Origin of the sequence: Paenibacillus sp. MZ03-122A, assembly GCF_024213325.1 — a bacterium.
Taxonomy (GTDB): domain Bacteria; phylum Bacillota; class Bacilli; order Paenibacillales; family Paenibacillaceae; genus Paenibacillus; species Paenibacillus polymyxa_B.
In genome coordinates this window covers 192,581-215,785 of sequence record NZ_JANAVI010000003.1, presented here as the reverse complement: position 1 = coordinate 215,785, position 23,205 = coordinate 192,581, and the positions used below count along the sequence as shown (strand labels likewise).

At 46.7% G+C, this 23,205-nt stretch carries 26 protein-coding genes; 1 reads left to right on the top strand and 25 read right to left on the bottom strand.

Translation table 11 applies throughout. The features are described from left to right. Nucleotide 1 precedes the first annotated feature (1 nt). The 11 genes from aroC to mtrB all read right to left on the bottom strand — a co-directional run bounded on the left by aroC (nt 2) and on the right by mtrB (nt 8,708). A complete protein-coding gene (gene aroC / locus NLX74_RS08180) occupies nt 2-1,171 on the bottom strand; it encodes a chorismate synthase (RefSeq protein WP_013310720.1) in 1,170 nt (389 codons plus the stop codon). 229 nt (nt 1,172-1,400) lie between these two features. Continuing rightward, nucleotides 1,401-2,201, bottom strand: a complete 801-nt coding sequence (locus NLX74_RS08175; RefSeq protein ID WP_023989169.1) for a CheR family methyltransferase — start codon at nt 2,199-2,201, stop codon at nt 1,401-1,403. Nucleotides 2,202-2,231: 30 nt separating this feature from the next. Beyond that, nucleotides 2,232-2,675, bottom strand: coding sequence for a nucleoside-diphosphate kinase (gene ndk / locus NLX74_RS08170; protein ID WP_061829211.1), 444 nt, complete (start codon nt 2,673-2,675; stop codon nt 2,232-2,234). A 110-nt stretch (nt 2,676-2,785) separates the two neighbouring features. Continuing rightward, nucleotides 2,786-3,760: a polyprenyl synthetase family protein gene (locus NLX74_RS08165; RefSeq protein ID WP_061829212.1), complete on the bottom strand. Its 975-nt coding sequence runs from the start codon at nt 3,758-3,760 to the stop codon at nt 2,786-2,788. After that, the gene (locus NLX74_RS08160) at nt 3,757-4,623 is read right to left on the bottom strand and encodes a menaquinone biosynthetic enzyme MqnA/MqnD family protein (protein ID WP_235309589.1); all 867 of its coding nucleotides are present in this window, start codon (nt 4,621-4,623) and stop codon (nt 3,757-3,759) included. The genes NLX74_RS08165 and NLX74_RS08160 overlap by 4 nt, the downstream gene beginning before the upstream one ends. Beyond that, nucleotides 4,580-5,239, bottom strand: a complete 660-nt coding sequence (locus NLX74_RS08155) for a UbiX family flavin prenyltransferase (protein WP_254328410.1) — start codon at nt 5,237-5,239, stop codon at nt 4,580-4,582. The genes NLX74_RS08160 and NLX74_RS08155 overlap by 44 nt, the downstream gene beginning before the upstream one ends. Further along, nucleotides 5,239-6,111: a UbiA-like polyprenyltransferase gene (locus tag NLX74_RS08150; RefSeq protein WP_061829215.1), complete on the bottom strand. Its 873-nt coding sequence runs from the start codon at nt 6,109-6,111 to the stop codon at nt 5,239-5,241. Before NLX74_RS08150 ends, NLX74_RS08155 begins: the two co-directional genes overlap by 1 nt. After that, nucleotides 6,104-6,832: a demethylmenaquinone methyltransferase gene (locus tag NLX74_RS08145; RefSeq protein ID WP_254325691.1), complete on the bottom strand. Its 729-nt coding sequence runs from the start codon at nt 6,830-6,832 to the stop codon at nt 6,104-6,106. Before NLX74_RS08145 ends, NLX74_RS08150 begins: the two co-directional genes overlap by 8 nt. Before the next feature lie 9 nt (nt 6,833-6,841). Then, nucleotides 6,842-7,711 carry a heptaprenyl diphosphate synthase component 1 gene (locus NLX74_RS08140; RefSeq protein ID WP_250268705.1) on the bottom strand — a complete coding sequence of 290 codons (870 nt, stop codon included), beginning with the start codon at nt 7,709-7,711 and terminating at the stop codon, nt 6,842-6,844. Between the two features lie 116 nt (nt 7,712-7,827). Then, complete coding sequence (locus NLX74_RS08135; RefSeq protein WP_023989175.1) at nt 7,828-8,379, bottom strand: hypothetical protein; 552 nt, start codon at nt 8,377-8,379, stop codon at nt 7,828-7,830. Between the two features lie 98 nt (nt 8,380-8,477). Beyond that, nucleotides 8,478-8,708, bottom strand: a complete 231-nt coding sequence (gene mtrB, locus NLX74_RS08130) for a trp RNA-binding attenuation protein MtrB (RefSeq protein WP_013310730.1) — start codon at nt 8,706-8,708, stop codon at nt 8,478-8,480. Between the two features lie 37 nt (nt 8,709-8,745). Here mtrB and NLX74_RS08125 point away from each other — a divergent pair, with 37 nt between their 5' ends. Then, nucleotides 8,746-9,063, top strand: a complete 318-nt coding sequence (locus tag NLX74_RS08125; RefSeq protein ID WP_254328409.1) for a hypothetical protein — start codon at nt 8,746-8,748, stop codon at nt 9,061-9,063. Between the two features lie 46 nt (nt 9,064-9,109). On the opposite strand, the gene NLX74_RS08120 is transcribed toward NLX74_RS08125, so the two are convergent. From NLX74_RS08120 to cmk, 14 genes are all read right to left on the bottom strand, one after another. After that, nucleotides 9,110-9,382, bottom strand: coding sequence for an HU family DNA-binding protein (locus NLX74_RS08120; protein ID WP_013310732.1), 273 nt, complete (start codon nt 9,380-9,382; stop codon nt 9,110-9,112). Nucleotides 9,383-9,629: 247 nt separating this feature from the next. Continuing rightward, complete coding sequence (locus NLX74_RS08115; RefSeq protein WP_254328408.1) at nt 9,630-10,616, bottom strand: ABC transporter permease; 987 nt, start codon at nt 10,614-10,616, stop codon at nt 9,630-9,632. Beyond that, nucleotides 10,613-12,130: a sugar ABC transporter ATP-binding protein gene (locus NLX74_RS08110; protein ID WP_254328407.1), complete on the bottom strand. Its 1,518-nt coding sequence runs from the start codon at nt 12,128-12,130 to the stop codon at nt 10,613-10,615. Before NLX74_RS08110 ends, NLX74_RS08115 begins: the two co-directional genes overlap by 4 nt. 67 nt (nt 12,131-12,197) lie before the next feature. Further along, nucleotides 12,198-13,313 carry a sugar ABC transporter substrate-binding protein gene (locus tag NLX74_RS08105; RefSeq protein ID WP_254328406.1) on the bottom strand — a complete coding sequence of 372 codons (1,116 nt, stop codon included), beginning with the start codon at nt 13,311-13,313 and terminating at the stop codon, nt 12,198-12,200. Between the two features lie 558 nt (nt 13,314-13,871). After that, nucleotides 13,872-15,350, bottom strand: coding sequence for a stage IV sporulation protein A (spoIVA, locus tag NLX74_RS08100; RefSeq protein WP_023989182.1), 1,479 nt, complete (start codon nt 15,348-15,350; stop codon nt 13,872-13,874). A gap of 421 nt (nt 15,351-15,771) precedes the next feature. Next, entirely contained in the window at nt 15,772-16,122 is a 351-nt protein-coding gene (locus tag NLX74_RS08095; RefSeq protein WP_254328405.1) for a 2Fe-2S iron-sulfur cluster-binding protein, read from the bottom strand. A gap of 39 nt (nt 16,123-16,161) precedes the next feature. Then, nucleotides 16,162-16,812 carry a hypothetical protein gene (locus NLX74_RS08090; protein WP_254328404.1) on the bottom strand — a complete coding sequence of 217 codons (651 nt, stop codon included), beginning with the start codon at nt 16,810-16,812 and terminating at the stop codon, nt 16,162-16,164. 177 nt (nt 16,813-16,989) lie between these two features. Next, entirely contained in the window at nt 16,990-17,265 is a 276-nt protein-coding gene (locus NLX74_RS08085; RefSeq protein WP_013310741.1) for a stage VI sporulation protein F, read from the bottom strand. A 166-nt stretch (nt 17,266-17,431) separates the two neighbouring features. Beyond that, entirely contained in the window at nt 17,432-18,472 is a 1,041-nt protein-coding gene (locus NLX74_RS08080) for an NAD(P)H-dependent glycerol-3-phosphate dehydrogenase (protein WP_039271042.1), read from the bottom strand. Further along, nucleotides 18,465-19,073 carry a glycerol-3-phosphate 1-O-acyltransferase PlsY gene (gene plsY / locus NLX74_RS08075; protein WP_254325404.1) on the bottom strand — a complete coding sequence of 203 codons (609 nt, stop codon included), beginning with the start codon at nt 19,071-19,073 and terminating at the stop codon, nt 18,465-18,467. Before plsY ends, NLX74_RS08080 begins: the two co-directional genes overlap by 8 nt. An 11-nt stretch (nt 19,074-19,084) precedes the next feature. Continuing rightward, nucleotides 19,085-20,407, bottom strand: a complete 1,323-nt coding sequence (gene der, locus NLX74_RS08070; protein ID WP_013310744.1) for a ribosome biogenesis GTPase Der — start codon at nt 20,405-20,407, stop codon at nt 19,085-19,087. Nucleotides 20,408-20,554: 147 nt separating this feature from the next. Further along, a complete protein-coding gene (gene rpsA, locus NLX74_RS08065; protein WP_013371699.1) occupies nt 20,555-21,781 on the bottom strand; it encodes a 30S ribosomal protein S1 in 1,227 nt (408 codons plus the stop codon). Nucleotides 21,782-21,901: 120 nt separating this feature from the next. Further along, on the bottom strand, nt 21,902-22,495 hold the full coding sequence (locus tag NLX74_RS08060) for a lysophospholipid acyltransferase family protein (protein WP_013310746.1): 594 nt from the start codon (nt 22,493-22,495) through the stop codon (nt 21,902-21,904). Beyond that, nucleotides 22,492-23,199, bottom strand: a complete 708-nt coding sequence (cmk, locus tag NLX74_RS08055; protein ID WP_023989187.1) for a (d)CMP kinase — start codon at nt 23,197-23,199, stop codon at nt 22,492-22,494. Before cmk ends, NLX74_RS08060 begins: the two co-directional genes overlap by 4 nt. Nucleotides 23,200-23,205 lie beyond the last annotated feature (6 nt).

Sequence of the window (23,205 nt, the reverse complement as noted above, 5' to 3'; positions counted from 1 at the left end):
CTTAGTACCGCCCCAGTTGTTCTTCGTAGGATGCAATATTCGCACGAATCTCTTCAATCGAATCCCCGCCGAATTTTTCTAGCAAAGCTTTCGCAATCTCCCAAGCTACCACATGCTCCATAACTACGCTAGCCGCGGGTACTGCACATGCATCCGAACGCTCAACCTGTGCAGTGAACGCTTCCTTTGTATCAATGTCGACGCTTTGCAGAGGCTTGTAGAGTGTAGGGATCGGCTTCATTACGCCACGAACCACAACTGGCATTCCATTCGTCATGCCACCCTCAAAACCACCCAAACGATTGGTACGACGGTGATATCCACGTTCCTCATCATATAGGATCTCGTCATGCACCTGCGAACCGCGCAATTCTCCTGCTTCAAAGCCGATGCCGATTTCCACGCCTTTAAATGCATTAATCGACATGACGCCTTGTGCAATACGTGCATCCAGCTTCCGATCATACTGTACATGACTGCCCAGACCAATCGGAACACCTTCTACAATACATTCCACTACCCCACCGACTGAATCACCTTCTTGCTTGATCAGATCAATATATGCTTCCATTTTCTTTTCGGTTTCTGGATCGGTTACTCTCACCGAAGAGGCTTCTGTCACGGCAATCAGCTCATCAATCGGCAGATCACGGTAAGGAGCTTCGATTTCCCCAATGCGGATGACCTGACCTGCCACCTTGATTCCGAACTCAGCCAGCAATTGACGGGCCAAACCGCCGCAGGCCACACGAATTGCTGTTTCGCGTGCACTGGAGCGCTCCAGCACGTTACGAAGATCCTTCAGGTTGTATTTCATTCCGCCATTCAAATCCGCATGACCCGGACGTGGACGGTGAACCCGACGTTTTTCTTCATCACTGCCTTCAATAGGCTCAATATTCATAATGTTCTGCCAGTGCTTCCAATCGTTATTTTCCACAACCAGCGCAATCGGTGCACCCGTGGTGTAGCCGTGACGTACGCCTCCGGCAATTTTCGCCGTATCTTTTTCAATCTGCATACGCCGACCCCGTCCATATCCTTTCTGACGACGGTGCAGCTGAAAATTCAATTCCTCAAAATCCAATTTTAAATTGCTCGGCATACCCTCTACAATGGCAGTTAGCTGGGGACCATGCGTTTCCCCCGCGGTTAAATAACGTAAACTCATGACGCGTTCCCCCTTTAAACTGTTAAACTGTGCATCGCTAAAATCTTTAACTGTGCTTCATTATAGTATACGCACCTTTCTTTGACAAGAAAAGCCACGTGTATGCAGATAAACAAAAACACGCCTCTTAGCCAAAGGGGCTAAAGGACGTGCTTTGTTGATAAGCCAACCATCAATTACTCAAAGATATGAATAAGTTCCTACAAAACTTTGGATGATATACGCAGGCTTATGCTTTTTTGCGATAAAAAAAGGTTTCCGTCGATTCCAGACCATATTGGTTAGGAGAAAAGATTTGCTCTGTGCTACCGACAAATAACACACCGCCGGGACGAAGACTGGCTGCAAACTTTTGATACAACGTATGTTTGGCCTCTTCTGTAAAATAAATCATTACATTTCGACAGATGATAAGATCATAGCCATCCTCAAACCGATCCAGCAGCAAGTTTTGCTTTTGAAATTTCACGGCTTGTTTTAAACGGTCATCAATTCGATACATCGCACCATCCGGCTTGAAATATTTGCTAGCTACCTGCTCAGGTACATCCTTGAGCGAACGCTCCAAATATTTACCTTCCTTGGCTTTTGCCAATGCACCATCATCAATGTCGGAAGCTGTAATGGAGCAATTTCCTAAAATCCCTTTACCGTCGAGAACCATAGCCAGGCTATAAGGCTCTTCACCAGTCGAGCAGGCCGCACTCCACAGCTTAAGCTTCTGCTTTCCTACAAGCAGTTGTGGTAAGATTGTATCCCGCAGCACTTCCCACCGATTGGGATTTCGCCAAAATTCCGAAACATTGATCGTCATCCGATCCAGAAATTCATAGAATAGAGGTTTTTCCTTCATCATGGCATCATAAAAAGAAACAAAACTGGGAAACCCGTTTTTGTTGCGAAGCGTAGTTAACCGCCTTTTCATCTGTGCTTCTTTGTATTGTGCAAGATCAATACCTGTGCTGTCCTTGATTTTGCGGATAAACGCTGTGTAATCGGGGTCCGTCTGACCCAGTTCCATATCCGTCATGCTACCATCCTTCTTCATACGTAATTAAACTTATACCCAGGTCGCCACACTTTTTTCATACCGAACGGATTCTTCCGGCAGGAAAAAATTTGCAATCTCGCGCTCTGCGCTCTCCGGTGAATCTGAACCATGAATGAGGTTAAACGGTGTATGTGCTGCAAAGTCTCCACGAATTGTGCCCGGAAGAGCTTCGGTTACTTGTGTTTTACCAATCAACAAGCGGGAGAGCGTAACGATGTTATCCCCTTCCCATACCATAGCAAACACAGGGCCTGATGTGATAAAGCCTACAAGCTCTTCAAAAAAAGGCTTGCCCACATGCTCTGCATAATGCCGTTCTGCCTGTTCTCTTGATACTTGCACAAGCTTGCCAGCCGCCATTTTGAAGCCTTTGTCTTCCAGACGACTGATGATACGTCCAATCAGTCCACGTTGTACACCATCCGGTTTAACCATCAAAAAAGTACGATCCATCGGCTCACTCCCAATCCAATCTAATGTATTTATACAGTACTAAACTGTATTGTAACAGAAAGCTTGGAAACGGTTAAAGTATTTTGTCACAGCAAACCCAAAACACAACTTTAGTAGGAGCGGCGTGTTACAAAATGAGCAATATCGCGTAGCGTCTTTTTTGTTTTGACATCCGGTAGTAAGTCCAGCGCGTTTAGCGCTTTATTAATATATCGGTCGGCGAGAATTTCAGCTTTAGCGATTCCTTCACTTTTTTTGATCATATCCACCGCTTTGCGTGCATCTCCTTGCCCATCCCCATCCTGAATGCGGCGGATTTCGGCCAGTAGATCTGCACGCAGCTCAGGCTGTTCGAGCGCATAAATCACCGGAAGCGTAATATTCCCCTGTCTCATATCGCTGCCCGGCGGCTTGCCAATCTTTTTTTCCGTGCCACACAGATCGAGCAGATCATCCTGAATTTGAAAAGCCATACCTACGTTATAGCCATAGCTGTACAGCAGGGAATTGATACTTTCTCGTGCCCCTGCAGCCATAGCTCCCAACTGGCAGCTAACCGCAATCAACAATGCTGTTTTGCGCCGTATGCGAAGCAAATAATTACGCACACTCTGATCCACATTAAAAAAATCACGAATCTGTTCCATTTCACCAATGGACATCTGCACCAGCGCTTTAGACAGAACCCGGTGAATGTCGGGATTCGGCAGTCCAGCAGCAATAGACAGCGCACGTGCATATATGTAGTCTCCGGTGTACATAGCCACCCGATTGTCCCATTTGGACTTCACGGTGGGTTGACCGCGTCTCATTTCCGCATCGTCAATCACATCGTCGTGAACGAGAGAGGCAGAATGAATCAGTTCTAGAGGTACCGCTATACGCTTGAGCTTGTCCAGATCATATTCTCCAAACTTGCCTCCCAGCAATACAAATACGGGACGCAAACGCTTGCCCCCTGCTTTAAGCAAATGAAGCGACGTATCATTAATCAACGGCTCCGTACTGTCGATACTGCGGTACAACTCTTCTTCTATAAAGTTCATATCCTTCTTTAATAAACCAAACAAATCCAATCGTTTCATTCTTTCACCCGTGTCAGCGTATTGTCACTCCAGAGAAGCGGCTTCACTCGTCGGTCAAGCAGCCCCAGTTCATGCGCATACTGAAAATAAAGCTCTAAACCTTGTTGTTGCTTCTCTCCAAAATCATAACACAGATTAGTAAAGTAGCGCTCCCAATAATCTCGCAGACCTCCAATTTCCTCGCATGCTTCAGAAATAACAGGCGTCAGGTCCGACAGACTACGCTGCTTGCTTGCGCGGAACGCACTCGCAATTTCAGCCACCGCGGCAGGATTCTGAGCAGCAACAGCACGTCGTACTGCCCATACAGCAAAAGTCATACTGTAGCCCGTCCAGCGCTTCCACTCTTCTCCGAGGTCCGTAACATACAAATCTTCACTTCGCCAAGATGCCTTAATCGCGTGATCTCCAATCAATAGCCCTGCATCTGCCTGTTCCAGCATCAAGTCAAGATCCGGTTCACAGTCAAAATAGGAAGGTTGACCTTCCCATGCCTTTTGCATCAAAATTTTCAACAAATTCACGGATGTAGCAGACGTATTCGTAAGTGCAATGGTTCCGTTTTTGATTTCGTCCAGCGGCTTGCGTGAAAATAGTAAAATGGATTGCACAGGACCATCTGCACTGACGGATAAATCTGGCAACAATAGCATTTCCTCAGCACCCGATGCATACGCAAAGGAAGACATCGCACTAATATCCAAACTTCCAGTCAGCATACCTCGATTCAATTCAGCCGGAACTTTAGATACCATCTCCGCCGAATGGAGAAGCTTAGAAGGATTAAAAAAATGAAAAATAGGCCAAGCGTTTGTATATTTAATTTTTCCGATTGTGATTGTCTTGGTGTCCGGTGTCGGCATCGGAATCCCCCCATCTCGTAAACAATTGATGTTCTATACGCAAGCTGTCCAATACTTTGCCTACGAGGAACAGCACAATATCATCCAGCGTCTTGGGATGAAAGTAAAAAGCCGGCATAGCCGGAATCATTTTGACGCCGAGTCTCGCAAGCTTAAGCATGTTTTCCAAATGAATGGCATGTAGAGGCGTCTCACGAGGCACAAGGATCAGCGGACGACCTTCCTTCATCATCACGTCCGCTGCCCTCGCCATGAGATTATCGGACGAACCGAGTGCCACTGCTGACAACGTCCCCATCGAGCATGGCATGATAATCATCGCATCCACCAAATAAGAGCCGCTCGCAATCGAAGCTCCAATATCTGTGAACGGATGGTATACAAGAGAACCGGGACGGCCTCCGAATTGTTCATTCAAAGCCCCTTCCCGGTCAGTCACATTCCAGCCCAACTCCTCTTTCAACACCCGCCAGCCAGCATTGGAAACGATCAGGTGAACTGTGTATTGCAAGTCCAGCAGAGTCTCTACCAGTCGCACACCATAAATGCTTCCGCTCGCGCCTGTAATGCCAATAACGATTCGTTTGCCTTGATGTCCGCTCACCTGATTATTCATTAGTATTGACGCACCACCAAATCAATCAGTGTAAAGGCAAATACGACAGTGCTAAGTACACCGTTCATAGTAAAGAATGCCGTCTGCAATCGACTCAAATCTTTTGGAGATACGATATAGTGTTCATAAAATAAAATAATGTACGAAATAATCATGCCCGCCAGATACCACCAGCTTAAATCTGCAATAAAGAACAATACAATAAATCCGATCGCCGTAATGACGTGGAATGCCCGAGCGATGTTCAGCGCACCTGCTACACCAAAACGGGCAGGAATAGAATAAACTCCTTCGTTTTGGTCAAAATCTATATCCTGACAAGCATAAATTACATCAAATCCCGCCGTCCAAAATGCAATCGTGAGATATAGTACGATAGCGGTCAGATCTATTTGTCCCGTTACTGCAACCCACGCGCCTAGTGGCGCCAAACCAATGGTCAGACCAAGTACAATATGGCAAAGCCAAGTGAAACGCTTGGTGTAAGAATAAAAAACGAGCATAAAAAAGGCCAGCGGAAACAGCTTAAACGCCAGCGGACTTAACTTGAATGATGCCCAGAATAACAACACCAAACTGACGATAATGAAAATCACCACTTCGCTCGATTTGAGCAACCCCGCCGGGATAGCGCGTCCTGCTGTGCGCGGATTTTTCCCGTCAATCACCCGGTCAATCATACGATTGAAGCCAAAAGCCGCGCTACGTGCGCCAACCATAGCTAGCAGGATCCAGCCGATCTGCGGCCAGGAGGGAAGGTTGCCTGTCACGACAACAGACCCCAATACAGCCCCCATGAATGCAAATGGGAGCGCAAATAAGGTATGTTCAATTTTAATCATTTCCAAAAAAATAGCAATTTTCTTAAACATGCTGACTCTCCTTGATTCCAATGTGCAATGCCGCAATGCCTCCGGTGAGAGAATGAGCCTGGACATCCTTCAATCCGACTTCACGGAAGATGCCAGCCAATTCATCCCTTCCTGGAAAAAGCGCCAACGAATCAGGGAGCCATTTATACTGCTCATAACGTTTGGCGAACAATTTGCCGAGCATGGGCAAGATGTGTTGAAAATATGTGTAGTAAATCCCCTTGAACGGCTGCCAAGTAGGTTTGGACAATTCCAGACATACGACCTGCCCGCCAGGTTTGACGACTCGTTGCATCTCCTGTAACACTTGGCGCAGGTCAGGCACGTTGCGCAGACCGAAACCAATCGTCGCATAATCAAATGAATTATCTTCAAAAGGTAGTTCCATCGCGTTGCCCTGAACAAGCTTAATTTGCTTTTCACGGGATTCTGATGTAATCTTACGCTCGCCAACATTGAGCATGTTCTGACTAAAATCCAGTCCTACGATGTGACCACTTTCACTTGCACGCGCCATCGCAAGCGTCCAGTCACATGTGCCACAGCAAAGATCGATTGCCGTATCGCCGCGATGCATGTTCATTTTTTTCATCGTAAATTTCCGCCAAGCCTTATGTCTGCGAAAGCTCAGTATATCGTTCATCAAATCGTATTTACCTGCTATACTTTCAAACACGCCATGAACGAATTGTTCTTTCGGCTTGGTGTCGCTTGGTCCCATCACGTTCACCTAACCTTCCCTCACAACTGGGTGCGGACTATTTAGCAGCTTCAGGAAAGGCTCAAGCATGCGTTCAAATTCCTCGATCCCCGTATTTTGATCATCTGACAGGATCTGCCGGATGTGTGTAACAGCCGTGCGAAGCTTGTCCAGTATCGCATCCTCGGCTTTGTATTTCAGAACAAGCTTACGCCATGCTTCAGTGTCAGTACCACTATCTGAAAGCAATGCCTGCTCGTTCCGGTCCCCGTTACCATAAATATGCCAGAACATATATCCGAAACGGGACTTGTCCGGTTCTGTCCGCTTCCCCCATTCCTCCACCAAGGTATCACAGAGGGCAAATTTGTTGAGAAGCTGCTTCCAAATTTCCTGATCCTGTTCTGCTACAAGTGAAGTGAATGATAAAAAAAGCTCCTTTTTGAAACGAACCATCTGAGTTAAATACTGAGTTGCATCCAATCGGAATTGCTTCATTCCCCAGTACAAACTCATTTTCCCTGCGTTCACTTCACATACAGCATCACTCAGCTTCGAAATGGCCGTGATGCGGCCTGCCAGTGCAAGCAGCTGATAAAAACGACTGCTAAAATAGTCCCCAGCTAACACTTTCAGCTGTCTGGAACGCATCTCCTCCGGGCTCCGTATACCGGATAAAGTATCAATCATATCATGCGTATCCAGCCCCATCTGCACAAGTGAGGTTACCAATGCGTACAGTTCGTCCTCACTGGCATGCAGCTCCTGCGCATTCCGGTTCAAAAACACAAACATCAAACGGGTACGGCTGTCAGGAAAAGCCGGCATTTCCGTATGTTGTTGAATCATGTCGTATTCCACATATTTCCTTGCTAATTGGGGTACGCGATACGGTTTCATCCTAAGCCTCCGAGACATGACTTTCTGCTATACTCAAATAATTGCAATGCCTTATATTATATCACAATTTAAAATGATTCGCGACTAAAGTACTGTAGGTCCACCGGCAGAAACATCTAATCTGTATATACACCGTTAAACCTGTTTTGCCACATGGGCGTTACTGTAATGCGGAAACGGGATTTCAAATCCTCTGGCAATTCCGCGCCTTCCCGGCTTCTCAGCTGTTCCAATGCCTCGTTCGTCCACTCGTTGCGGCGTATATCGGATGCAAGCAGCAAATGCCGTTCTCCTGACCATTCGTCCTGCGTCACCACCCGAAGCAGCAATTGCCGTACATTCGTCGTTCCGTAAAAGCTAAAAGCGGCAAGCTCCGCCATGTTTTGATAAATCTCTAGTGGGGCAGTTTCTTCCTTGGACAGCTTGACATCCAGGGTCAGGACTGAATGTTCCCAGCTTGCGCTTGCAATCGGTGTGGTCAACGGCAGCTCGTTCAGCGTATCCACCAGATTGTCATCCGACAGCAGCACCCGTTGCTGAGGCGAAATCGTCGCCTGTGTTTCACGAACTGCTGCGGTTCCCGAGTCCAGCACCTGTAAGGACGGCAGCAACACAGCTGCTGCGATGGTTATGAGAATGGAGCCACCGAATACAATCCAAGGTTTCATCAGAGCCTCCCCTGACCTCTACCTCATAATGTGGGTTTGCTACGGTAAAGGTCCTCACTCTCATTCTACAACAAAAAAAAGCAGGCTATGCCTGCATTTTAATCCTCAGTATCTACTACCCCGTGCTTAGTCATCACAACGGCTTTGCCGCGAATTTTAATAGCAGAAGTATGATCCGTAAATTGGACGATCAGTACCTCGCCCTTGTCCAATTTTTCTGAATGATGCAAGCGTGTATCCTGACCTCTAGTGAGACCAAAAACCTGACATCCGTTGCTTTTCGCTTTAATTACGACGTACTCACTGCTACCCGTCACATTATCTTCCATGTCCTTTTCCTCCCTGAGAGCCGAAGCTATACTTTTTATGATGGAGATTCAAGCTAGTTTTGTCAACTACATGCTTCCCGAGCTACCTGCAACAATTAGCGTGTCCCGAGCCATACTATCCGTGCAGTCCCATCCATTAAAGAAAGGAACGGATCTGATGAAAAACTATCTTCCCGCCAATCTCAGCCCTGCCCAAATCGAACGGCTTCAACAGCTAGAGCATGAATTTGCCGAGCTAACGGGTGAACCCCTGGTGCTGATCGCTTATGCCTCGCGAAACGCCAGAACAGCTTCCTCTTCTCAGACCATAGCACCTCTACCACGAAGTAAACAGGGCAAAAAGAAAAGGCCGTGAATCAAATTCACGGTCTTTTCAGCGCATTGGGAATATGTAAGAAATCTTATTTAATTCCGTCTTTGAGCGCTTTACCCGGTTTAAATGCCGGAATTTTGCTCGCAGGGATTTCGATTTCTTCTCCTGTTTGCGGGTTACGTCCTTTACGTGCGGAACGTTCACGAACCTCAAAGTTCCCAAAACCTACCAGTTGCACCTTATCTCCGCTTTGCAGCGCTCCAGAGATCGCCTCAAATACTGCATCGATTGCTTTGGTTACGTCCTTTTTGGACAATTCAGTGCTTTCAGAAACCTGATTGATCAAATCCGTTTTATTCATAATATTCACCTCCCAATTCAAGTGTAGTCCAGCATTAAGGTTATCGGTGTTAATGACCGATATGAGGTCGCCTGTATAAAATAACCCGGGCGGCGTACTGCCTTCCATAATGTTATCATCTGTTTCCGTTTCGTCGTTAAATATACATAGAATATACCTAACCTCCGCAATATAGGCCGAAACTGGCGTTTTATGGCACCCTTCTTGCGTGGAACAAGGTTTATAGTAATACAGTCCACAGACAATTTCAAGTACGACGACGGTTTAACACGTAAAAAGTAACGGCCAGCGCAAGTACCAGCACTACTCCTTTGACAATATCATGGGCAAAATATTGCACATTCATCATCGTTAATCCATTAACCAACACACCGATCAATACCGCACCAATAAATGTACCAATGACATTGGGTTTACCAGCACCAAAGACCGAAAAACCGACGAATACTGCAGCTACCGCCTCCATGAGCAAAGGGGAACCCGCGTCAATTTGGCCTGAGCCTACTCGCGAGGCATACAAAATACCGGCAATCGCCGCAAATACGCCTGAAGCAACATAGGCCAGAGTACGGACTTTTTTTACCCGTATGCCCGACAGACGAGCAGCTTCCTCATTTCCACCCGTTACATACATTTGACGCCCATGCTTTGTATAGGTCAAGAAAACATGCACCGCCGCCACAGTCAGTAACAGTAAAATAACCGAAATCGGGATACCCAACCATTTTCCTTGCCCCAGCAATAGAAATGCAGGAGATATCTCCCCCGGCGCCTTGCTGCCATCAGGAAACTGCATATGATTGTATATGGTATAGCCCTGGGCGTACGTTTTGTGAATCCCGCTTACAATATACATGATTGCAAGAGTTGCGAGCAAATCAGGAATACGCAGTTTAATGATCAATAATGAATTTAACAGTCCTACCAAAGCGCCGACAATCAGAGACACAATAATGACCACCGCAACAGGCTGCTCATACCAGACCATCAAAGAAGCTGAAACGACCGTTGTCAAAGATACTGTAGCTCCCACCGACAGGTCAAAACCGTCCACGATAAGGGACAACGTCACACCAATGGCAACGAAAGTCACAATGGCAATAGACCCTAGAATATCCATTAAATTATCATAAGTCCAGAAATAAGGTAATGTAGATGAAAAAAACGCCAATACACCTATAATGACAACTACGGCACCGTAACGAAATGAGACGTTTAACCATTTTTCCTTCATGAATGCACCTCTTCGCCGCCGCTGGCATACAACAGAAGCTGTTCCTGTTCCACTTCGCCCCGCGCAAATTCCTTTATAATTTTGCCATCATACATCACTGCAATCCGATCACCAATGCCAATCCCTTCAGCAAATTCACAGGTTAGATAAATGATCGCTTTTCCTTGCTCCGCCAACTCCCCAATGATACGGAAAATATCACTTTTTGCCCCTATATCCACACCCTTGGTTGGCTCGTCAAAAACAAATACATCCGCTCCCGAATGCAGCCATTTCCCAATCGCAATTTTTTGCTGATTCCCGCCACTCAAATATTTAACATTCTGACGGAGCGATGGCGTCTTAATACCGAGAGAGGCGACAATCCCATTACCGTTATTTTGTTCTTTACGCCGACTGATGAAACCAAGGACACTCAGCTTCCCCAATAGCGGAAGGCTGAGGTTTCTTTCTACACTCTCCTCAATTAGCACCCCCTGCTTACGTCGCTCCTCGGGTATGGATACAATTCCTCGAGCTACCGCATCCGCTGGCTCTCTCAATCGAATGGAGCGACCCTTAAAGGTCAGCTCTCCCTTATCCGGCTTGTCTGCTCCTGTAAGAAGTCGTGACAGCTCCGTTTTGCCTGCACCAACCAAACCCACAATAGAGAGAATTTCACCACGTCGGGCCTGTAAATCAACGCCGTGCACTCGTAATCCTTTGTGAAGCCCTTTTGCTTCCAATATCGTTTCACCAATAGGTACCTCTGTTTTTGGGAATTCCTCTTCAAATGTTTTCCCAAGCATATGCGTAACGATGTCGCCTACACTTAAATCAGAAGCAGGTCCCGTGAACACGCGCTCGCCATCACGCATCACCGTAACACGGTCACTGTGTTCGATAACCTCCGGCAATCGGTGTGTGATGAGGATACATGCAACTCCCTCATCCTTGAGTGTATGGATTGTACGGAACAAACGTCGCGTTTCTTCCTCGCTGAGCGGCGCCGTAGGCTCATCAAAAATGATGGTATTTGCTTGCTGTGTCAGAATACGTGCGATAAGTACAAGTTGTTTTTCTGCCAACGTCAGTTCAGACACATATCGTCGTGCGTCAATATCTACCTCTAGACGTGCTAATGCCTCACGCGCTCGTCTGCGCATAGCCCCCGGCGCAGCCCACCATCGACCATCAGGTGCAGACAAATCGTCCATTACAATGTTTTCAGCTACGGTTAACTGAGGCACAAGCGCTGAATCAACCTCCTGATACACACAGTGGATTCCCGCCCTTTTGGCCTCCCACGGTGAACTAATGTTTAGTTCCTTGCCACCAACTACGATAACTCCCTGATCGGAACGATACGCACCGGACAAAATCTTCATCAATGTGCTTTTCCCTGCCCCGTTGGCACCCAGCAGAGCGTGAATTTCGCCACCCTGCACCGTAAAATCCACCGCTCGCAGCGCATCTACACCAGCAAACTGTTTGCTGATTTTCTTCATCTCCAATGTATATACTTGTGAACTCATGGTGCCCCCTCACGCCTGCTTATGATAAAAGCGCGCCGAAGCGCGCCTTTTGCATGATGCAAACATTTTATTTGGACGTTTCATATTCCTTCATCCAATCCTCATATCCCTGCTCACTTTGACCCCATCCCTCCACATATTGGGATAGCTCGGATGTGGAAATTTGCTTATCTGGCAGCGCTTCGCGTTGCACATATACAGCCTTCAATACGACTTTCTCCTCCGGATTATCCCCATGCAGCTTCTGATATGCATAGCGCACTTGTACGCGCCCGATATCTGTTGGATCAACGGCTGCCGAGGCCACCCAAGGATTTTTCGGATCCTGGATCATTTGCAAGTCCTCGTCGCTCATGTCAATGCCGTAGACCTTAATTTCCGTACGTCCCGCTTGTTGGATCGCACGGGCTGCCCCTTTGGCAAATTCATCCCAAGCCGCCCAGACGGCTGTAATTTCGCCCTTAGGATATTGCTTTAATACAGCTTCCATTTTGGCTTGCGTATCTAAAGCAGGATTCTGAGCAGAACCAAAAGTCGCGATTTCTTTAATATCCGGATTGGATTTCAAAAATGCATCATAAGCAACCTGACGACGTTCCATCGGTGCAAATCCAGCAACCCATACTTTCACAATGTTACCTTTGCCGCCGATATCCTTTTTCATTTGCTCCAGCGTCAACTCAGCCATGCTTTGGTCATCCTGTGAGAGCACTACCGCACCCGGAACATTGACGGCAGCATCGAACACGATAACCGGAATATTGCGGGAAATTGCTTTTTTCAGCCCTGTCTCCAGCAATGCATCACCGTGATCAGTCAAAATGACATCAAACTGCTGGTTAATCGCACTATCAAGCAGAGAAGCCATTTTAGCCTTATCGTTATCTGCCACAAACTTAGTCAGCGTACCGCCAAATTTCTTAACTTCCTCTTCCACGCCTTGAACATACTGTTGCGAAAATGTGCCCGTGTTAAACTCCATGATCAACGCAACCCGTTTACCCTTTAGATTTAAATTGTCCGTTTTTCCGTTTGTTGTATTCGATCCCGCAGTGCTTGTCCCTTGAGTGCCGCTCTCTGTTTTCGGCACGCCGCATGCAGTGACCAGCAAAACCAGCACCAGTAGCATGATAGCCCCTAGCCCTAGCTTTTTGTTTCTTTGGAGCTCTTTTTGGATATTCATGATTTCATTTCCCCCTCGTTCAATCCACAAAATGATTCAAATTTGATACTTAATATATCGCTTTAAACCAAGTATGTAAATAGGTTTTATTAAATATAGAAAAATTTCTGGTTTTATAGGCCAAAACACAACAAACAACCGCCCCCCGATTGAATACCGGAAAACGGTTGCTGCTTAAATATGAAATCAGGACGGAGCCTAGTTCGAAGATACAATCCTGTTTTGTTATTTTAAATATGAGAAAGCTCACATCTAATTTATTTGGAGCACTGCTTTACCGGAGAACTTCGCTCTAACAGTTGGGCAATGCTTCCAATTTCCTTCCATGATGCCATCACTTGTGAAACTCATTAATCGGATTGTTATATTTGAACCTACATCCTGCTCCGAGAAACGAAAAGCTCAATAAAAACAGAGGTAGTCTAGGACTTTATTTTCTCGTCCATGGCTACCCCTGTCTGGTTTTGGAGGTCAGTCTAATATTTTGTTTTCTGCGAACCGTAGAGAGCAAATTGCTTTCCACGGTATTTCCTTATATATTTTTGGTGTGGCTTAGCCTTAAAGAATAATAGCAATGAGACCGCCGGAGCCTTCATTAATGATACGACCCAGCGTTTCCTGCAGCTTATAGCGTGCATTGTCCGGCATCATGGCGATTTTACCCTGAATGCCTTCCCGTACAATAGAATGCAGCGAACGTCCGAAAATGTCTGACTCCCAAATTTTGATTGGGTCATTCTCAAAATCCTGCATCAGATAGCGCATAAGCTCCTCACTTTGCTTCTCTGTTCCGATAATCGGAGCAAATTCCGATTCCACATCGACACGAATCATGTGTATGGAAGGTGCTGTTGCCTTGAGCCGCACACCAAACCTTGTACCCTGACGAATCAACTGCGGATCGTCTAGTGCCATCTCGGACAACGACGGCGCGGCAATGCCATATCCCGTTGTCTTGACCATTTCCAGCGCCTCAGCGAAGCGGTCGTACTCCCGTTTGGCATGGGCAAAATCCTGCATCATTTGTAGCAAATGATCCTTGCCGCGAATCTCTACCCCGACGACTTCGACCAAAATCTGGTCGTACAGCTCATCGGGAGCATACAGATCAATTTCAGCTACACCCTGCCCCATATTCATCCCGCTCAACCCGGCCCTGTCGATGAATTCATATTCCATAAACTGGCCAACCACTCGATCTACATCACGCAGGCGTCGAATATCTTTAACCGTATCGCGAACGGAATTTTCATAATTGCTACGCAGCCAGTGCTCTTCGTTCAGTACCATGACCCAGCTCGGCAGGTTTACATTCACCTCATGCACCGGAAATTCATACAATACTTCACGAAGTACGCCTGTAACATCATCTTCCGTCATAGTCGCCGCGCTGAGTGTCATAACGGGTATATCGTACTTGGCAGCCAGCTCACTGCGAAGCTGGAGTGTTTCATCACTGCGCGGATGCGTGGAGTTGATAACCAAAACAAATGGTTTGCCAACTTCCTTCAACTCCTCAATGACGCGTTCCTCCGACTCTACATAAGAGCTGCGCGGGATTTCCGCAATCGTGCCGTCTGTAGTGACTACCACACCGAGCGTCGAATGCTCCTGAATAACCTTGCGTGTACCAATTTCTGCCGCTTCCTGAAAAGGAATGGGTTCTTCGAACCATGGTGTGGAGATCATCCTTGGACCATTTTCATCCTCGTAACCTTTTGCTCCTTCTACTGCATATCCTACACAGTCAACCAGACGTACATTCACGTCCAGTCCTTCCGTTACTTTGATCTGGACGGCATTATTCGGTACGAATTTAGGCTCCGTCGTCATGATCGTCTTTCCTGCCGCACTTTGCGGCAACTCGTCTACGGCGCGGGCACGGTCCGCCTCACTTGTAATGTTTGGCAGAACAATCGTCTCCATAAACCGCTTGATAAACGTTGATTTTCCTGTTCGGACTGCGCCGACGACCCCAAGATAAATGTCTCCTCCGGTGCGTTCGGCAATGTCTTTAAAAATGTCCACTTTCTCCAATGAAATCCCCTCCTCAAAAGTCTCCGAAGGAAAAATGCTTAAAGAGCATCCGCTTCGTGTTCAACCAACTGCTTGATCCCAGATGCGGCAGAACAGCCTTTAAAATGCCCGGAAGTCGTCCGCCGCCGAGATTCAGGAGACTGATGGAATCGGCGAAACGGCGTAAACTCGTACATGCATTTGGACTGATACCATCATATGTATCCCCTCCGTAAAATATGTTTAGTTTTTTGAAAACTAGATTACGACAGAGCGATCATTGCAGAAACGATATTTTACGTTTGGGTCCACTCACCTAATATATGCGGGGCAAGGCTCTCCCATGACTTTGTCGCTAGACTAAATAAAAAAAGGATGTTTCTCCTGACTGTTTAGAGTCGTCGGAAACCATCCTTTTTTTATTCTCCTGATATAATCGGCATTACCACAGTTCATCATCCATCGCCTGACGCTCCAGTTGCCGCCTGATAGCCGCCTTGAGCTTATCCTCCGGTATGGTTACCTCCATATCGCCTTGGACACGGGCCTGGCAGGATAAGCGTATTCCTTCATCCAGTAAAGGTCCCAGCTTCCGCTGCTCTGCATCGCTGGGTTGACCTGCGAATTCAGCCCATTCCGGTGATATTTGTACCTTACACATCAGACAGGCTGCTTTTCCGTCACAACGAGTGGGAATATATACACCCGCTTTACGAGCAGCCTGAAGCAATGACGTACCCTGACCGACCTGTACGCGCCTGTCTGACGGCTTGAACGTAATCTGCACATTCATGAACGGTCCTCCAGTCGTCTTTCTCCTAATACACACAGCTTATACTTCATTGCCCATCTGGATGACAGAGTGCAACTCTGGCCAAGGCAGAAGTTCTGCAAGCTTGTCCAATTGCTCCTCATTCCAAATATTACTGACTAGTAACTGCTTCAGTACAATTATATGACGTCGCGGGTCGCGCTTCATGACATCGGCAATCGCTTTGTACCGGTCGGGTCGATTTCGCAATATATTGAATAACAGTTCATGACTGAGCGGCATCAGACGCAGTGAAGCACTCCCCAGCTCAAGCTGAACACCAGTCGACCAAAGTAGTCGCTCGATCTCTAAGCGGTATAACGCTCCGTCACATAATACCTCAAATCCTCCCACCAACTCGACTGGAAATCCCTCCAGATCATAGTGGCTCAGCAATGAAACGTAAGAGCCGCTACGGTCAACCTGCTGTCGATCTATACTCATACCCAGGGGGTGCGCATGAAGCTGCTTTGCGGCATGAATATCCGCATAAATATCAATGTCCCGAGGCAGGCTATCCAGTTCAACTTCTTGCACAAGTAATGAACAGCTCCCGCCCAACATCCACGGAACCGACACTGTTGACCAGCTCTCAGCCAAGCTACTCAGCGCAACTGCCAGATTGTGAGGAAGCCTGTCCACTAACACTGATGATATTGCCTCCTTCAACATCGTTTCCTCCTTTGCTGTCTTTCCTTCCGTTTCCTGATGGGCATCATTATAACATGTTCGACAGGGCAGTTCGATATTTTGTGTACTGAAAAGAGGTTAGCTGCTCCAAAATATAAAAAAAACCGCGAACCTTCCCGGTTCACGGTGAATAATACTAACCGGCGTACGGCCAGCGGTCTATTTTTTCATCATCATTTTCATTAACGCTTCCATATTGGAAGGATTCATTCCGCTCTTTTTGACGGCACCAACGATATCCCTTACTGTATCTTCCGACACCGGAATGTTGGCCATCGCAGACACCTGCTTGATAAGCTGACGCAGTTGCGCTTCGCTTTGAAGCGTGTCCGCCTTTACCGTGCCTGCCAGCTTTTTCACTGCATTTTCGGATATGTTTTTGCCGCCTTTTTTGTTAATGGCCTTCAATGCATCTTTCGGAAAGTTTTTATTCACAATCTCCCCTCCTCCGCCATTGCTCAACTCAGTCTATGAGAGGCAGAGACAAAAGGTGATTAAGCGTACATAAGACATGCCAAACGCCTAACTAAAAAAGGCTATCTCATTATAGAAGAAATCTACCATGAGACAGCCTTTATATTATTAAAGCTCATCCGAGCCCTTAAGAATGCCATTGCTCCCAAGTTTGAAGTGGCATGACTTCCATCTCGGTCTTAGGATCGCGACCCATCAGCGCCTCAACAGCCTTACGGACGTCACGTCCTTCAAACAGCACTCCATAAAGCACCTCTGTAATAGGCATCTGAACACCTAATTTTTGGGAGATGGCGTATGCCGCTTTGGTCGTTCGAATACCTTCTACGACCATGCCCATAGATTCCAGCACAGCATCAAGCTGTTGGCCCTGTCCCAATAGTGACCCTGCACGCCAGTTGCGACTGTGACGACTCGTTGCAGTGACCACTAGATCGCCAATACCAGCCAGGCCGGCAAAGGTTAGTGGGTTAGCGCCCATCTCAACTCCGGCACGGGTAATTTCAGCCAATCCACGGGTCAATAAAGCCGCTTTGGCATTATCACCGAAACCAAGTCCATCTGACATTCCCGCACCCAATGCGATAATATTTTTTAGCGCCCCGGACAATTCCACGCCGAGCAAATCACGGTTTGTATAGACGCGGAAATAGGAGTTCATGAACAGCCCCTGTGCGGCTTGCGCAGCCTTCTCATTGGAGGAAGCTACAACAACCGTTGTAGGACATTTCCTCACCACTTCTTCCGCATGACTCGGACCAGACAGCACAGCAATATCGCCCTCAGCGACTTCCAGTTCTTCCGAAATCACCGTGGACATACGTTTAAGCGTTTCAGTTTCAAAACCTTTAATGGCATGCACTACCAGCATATCCTTGCTAAAATGAGCTTTCAGACTACGTGCTACCTGACGAGCAGCAGCCGAAGGAGATACGATAATCACTGCTTTAGCACCAGATACCGCAGTCTGCATATCAGTTGTAGCTGAAATACGGTCAGACAAAATGGAGCCTGGTAAATAATGCTCATTCGTATGCTTCTCATTGATTTCAGCTGCTTGCTGCTCGTTTCTCGTCCAGACAGAGACATCGTTGTTATTGGCCGCAAGAACGGAAGCCAGGGCTGTTCCCCAACTCCCCGCGACCAGCACAGCTATTTTCTCAGACAAGACGATCTCCTCCTTTGGAGCCAAGCTTGTTCTCATTCCCACGTACCAGCTTGACTATGTTGGTACGGTGTCTCCACACAGCGAACAGACAAATGATTAGAGCCGTCCAGAATAACGGCCATGCAAAACCAAGAACGAGTAATATCCAGGGAGTCAAAATGACAAATATGAGCGATCCCAAGGATACGTAACGCGTCATTACGATTGCAAGTATCGCAATGATTCCGGCATATAGTGCGGGCAGTAAGGCAAGCGATGCCAATACACCAATAGCAGTCGCAATACCTTTTCCTCCACGGAAGTGAAAATATATCGGCCAGTTATGGCCCGCAATCGCTGCAATGCCGCACAAACCCGATACCCAGGATGATTCTCCACCTAACCAGTGCCCTATTAGCACTGCAATAACCCCTTTAAGTACGTCCAGCAGCAGTACCAGAATAGCTGGGCCTTTTCCAAGCACACGCAGCGTATTCGTCGCACCGGCATTGCCGCTTCCATGCTGGCGAATGTCGATTCCTTTTAATTTTCCATACAGCAAACTAAAGCTGACAGAGCCAAGCAAGTAACTGAGTACGATGGCAACGATTTGTAAAATCAACCTATTCGCTCCTAACTTTCGTCAGACTTGCGCCGTGTAAAGATACGAATTGGAGTTCCTTCAAAATTGAAGGCGGCGCGAATTTTGTTCTCCAGATAACGCTCATACGAGAAGTGCATTATTTCTGGATCGTTTACGAATACAACCATCGTAGGCGGCTTAACAGCAACCTGGGTCACATAGTTAATACGCAGACGACGTCCCTTGTCTGTTGGTGGAGGATTGATGGCAACCGCGTCGGAAATTACATCATTCAGCAAATGTGTCTGAATACGCAATACATGCTGCTGTGCCACATGCTGTACAACAGGAAGCAGCTTTTGCAGGCGTTGCTTCGTTTTTGCAGACAAGAACACAATCGGAGCATATGTCATAAACAGAAAGTGATCGCGAATTTTCGTTTCAAACTGGTGCATCGTTTTATCGTCCTTGTCCACGACATCCCATTTGTTAACGACAAACAGAGACGCTTTACCCGCTTCATAAGCATAGCCAGCAATGTGCTTATCCTGCTCAATAATGCCTTCCTCGCCGTTAATAACGACCAGTACAACATCTGCACGCTCAATGGCACGCATGGCACGCATTACACTATATTTTTCGGTCGTTTCATATACTTTGCCACGTTTACGCATACCTGCCGTATCAATCAGCACATACTTTTGACCGTCTTTTTCAAAAGGTGTATCAATTGCATCACGCGTCGTGCCCGCAATGTCACTAACGATAACCCGTTCTTCTCCCAGAATGGCGTTAACCAGTGAAGATTTACCCACATTCGGGCGGCCGATCAAGGCAACACGAATAACGTCTTCATCATAGTGATCTTCTTCCAGCTCAGGCAAATTAGACGTAATGGCATCTAGCAGGTCGCCTATCCCTGTGCCATGACTACCAGAAACAGCAATTGGATCACCAAATCCATAAGAATAAAACTCATAAATCAGATCGGCGCGACTGAGGTTGTCCACCTTGTTGACAGCTACGATGATCGGTTTACCCGAACGATATAACATTTGAGCTACCTCTTCATCTGACTGTGTAATTCCTGCTTTCGCATCACTCATGAATACAATTACATCTGCTTCTTCTATTGCAAGTTCGGCCTGCATACGGATGGATTTTAAAATGACATCCTCACCATCAATCTCAATGCCGCCGGTGTCAATAATACTGAAGGATTTACCATTCCACTCCGATATACCGTATATACGGTCACGAGTGATTCCGGGTTTATCTTCCACGATGGACAAACGATCCCCGATAATCCGATTAAAAATAGTGGACTTACCCACATTCGGACGACCAACGATAGCCACAACGGGTCTTGCCATAAATTCACTCCTCCTGTCAATTCTTCCGCTATCATCATAGCAAAAAACATACCTATTGGCGATATGGTCACGTAACAACAATCGGCGAACCCTCTGGGTCCGCCGATGGTGTACGTTATGCTTATTATAAAATGTATTGATTTAAACTCATTTGAATTTGTTCAGCTTATCGCCAAAACGCTCGCCGAGCGTAATGCTCAGACCGGAATTATTGAGGGAAACGTTAGGATTATTCAGTTCCTCACGAGGTGCACGAGATGCACGTGGCGCTCTTTCTGCTTTAGGAGCAGCTTCAGGAGCTTCCTCAGTTTCTTTAATGCTTAGGCTAACACGTTTTTCGGAAGGATTCATTTCAAGAATTTTAACTTTCACTTCTTGTCCTTCTTCCAGAACTTCTTGTGGAGTTCCAATGTGTTTGTGGGAAATTTGAGAAATATGAACCAAACCTTCCACGCCAGGAGCGATTTCAACGAATGCACCGAAGTTAACCAGACGTTTTACAACACCTGTTACGATGTCATTGTTGTTGAATTGTCCAGCAGCCGATTCCCAAGGACCAGGCTGTGCAGCTTTCATGCTCAGGCTGATTTTTCCTTTTTCAGGATCTACTTTCAAGACTTTCACTTTCACTTGATCTCCTTCAGAAACTGCATCAGAAGGCTTATCGACATGAGTCCAAGCAATTTCAGATACGTGAACCAGACCGTCCACGCCGCCAACATCTACAAAAGCACCGAACTGAGTAAGACGTTGAACCGTACCTACGATTTCTTGGCCTTCTTTCAGCTCAGCCATTACTTTAAGCTTGTTGGCTTCGAATTCTGCTTCCAGAACGTCTTTTTGAGAAAGGATCACTTTGTTATTTTCACGATCCAGTTCTTTTACAACAACACGCAATGTGCGGCCTTTGTAATCACTGAAATCTTCAACGAAGTGGCGTTCTACCATGGATGCAGGGATGAATCCGCGCAGACCCACGTCTACCACGATGCCGCCTTTAACGACATCATTCACAACAACTTCAAATACTTCTTTGCTTTCGAACAGTTGCTCCAACTTTTCCCAAGCATTTTCACTGTCGATTGCACGTTTGGACAGAACAAGTTTTTCCTTGCCATCGTCAATGCTGATAATTCTAGCTTCAACCTCTTGGCCTACTTGTACTGCTTCTTCTGCGTTATCCAAACCAGAAGACAACTCGCGAATTGGAATAACTCCATCGTATTTATATCCAATGCTTACTACCGCTTGGTTATCTTCCAATTTCACGATTGTACCCTTAACGGTGTCACCTTTTTTCAGGGAGACGATTTGATCGAGCTCGTCTTGATTTGCCGCTTCAGCAGCTTCTTGATTTTTAATTTCTTCCGACATGTCAATACCCTCCTCAATTCAAAAAAAACCATTTATTTAAACCTGCGCATGGCAGAGTTCAAAACATAAATAAACTTTTGTTCTAGTTTTCCGAGCTTAGACACAATTCATGCAAGCCTTTCAGTTATTCGTAGGCTTACCCGTTTCCTTCATCGTGCGAATACGAGACATAATTGCTTCTGTTGCAAGTTCTAGCGGATCTCCTTCGATATCGGCACCCTTTTGGTAAGCGTCCAAATTGACAGGTTTACCGTATAACACTTTCGTTTTACGGAAAAGCTTGTAATCACCAATAATGGCGACCGGAACGGCAGCCGCTCCACTGCGTAGCGCAAAGCTTGCAGCACCCTTTTTACCGATTCCCCCAGCTCCTCTGGAGCCTTCGGGAAAGATCCCCATAACCTTACCATCACGCAAAATGTTCAATGCCAGCTTAATGGATTCCTTACTTACACCACCGCGTTTGACTGGAAAAGCTCCCAGTTTCCCAATTAGTGGACCCAGTACAGGAACATTAAACAGCTCGGCTTTTGCCATAAAGTGAACCTTTCGCTTCAGCAAAATACCGACTGTAGGAGGGTCAAGATTACTAATATGATTAGAACACAACAGCACTCCGCCCTCGGCAGGAACATTTTCCCTGCCTACCGCCTCAAGTCTAAACAGAACGCGGTAAATAAGACGCAAAATACTGGCGCATACAGTATATATCATTGGCTGATCTCTCCATCCTTCTCCGTTAAGCAATAAGATACGATCGTATCAACGACATCCTGAATGCCCATATGGGTCGTATCAAGCACGATGGCGTCCTCACTGCAACGAAGCGGGGATACCTCCCTCTCCTCGTCAAGCTTGTCACGTGCCGCAATGTCACGTTCTAGCTGCTCCAGAGTGATATCATCAGTTTCGCTCAGTTCTTTAAAACGGCGAGAGGCACGTTCCTGAACACTTGCGGTCATGAACACCTTGACTTCCGCATCGGGAAGTACAGTTGTTCCAATATCACGACCATCCATAACGACACCCTTGCGCGCAGCCATTTCACGCTGGTTTTCAGTCAAACGTGTACGTAAACCGGCAATACTTGAATACTGTGACACGTTGCTAGTCACTTCCATCGAACGGATCACAGTGGTTACATCTTCCCCGTTACAATAAACCTTTTGGCCTGTGGGGTCCGGTACTAATTCAATCACCAGCTCAGGTACATGTTGAAGCACTTTTTGTACATTTTCTGCAGGTATTTCCTTACACATCATGTACCACGTTGCAGCTCGGTACATGGCGCCGGTATCTACATATACATAAGAAAGTGCTTTCGCCACCAGGCGGGCCACTGTACTTTTCCCTGCACCAGCAGGTCCATCAATGGCTACATTTATTTTGTTACTTGAAGATACATGTTGCCTTGCCAACAGGGA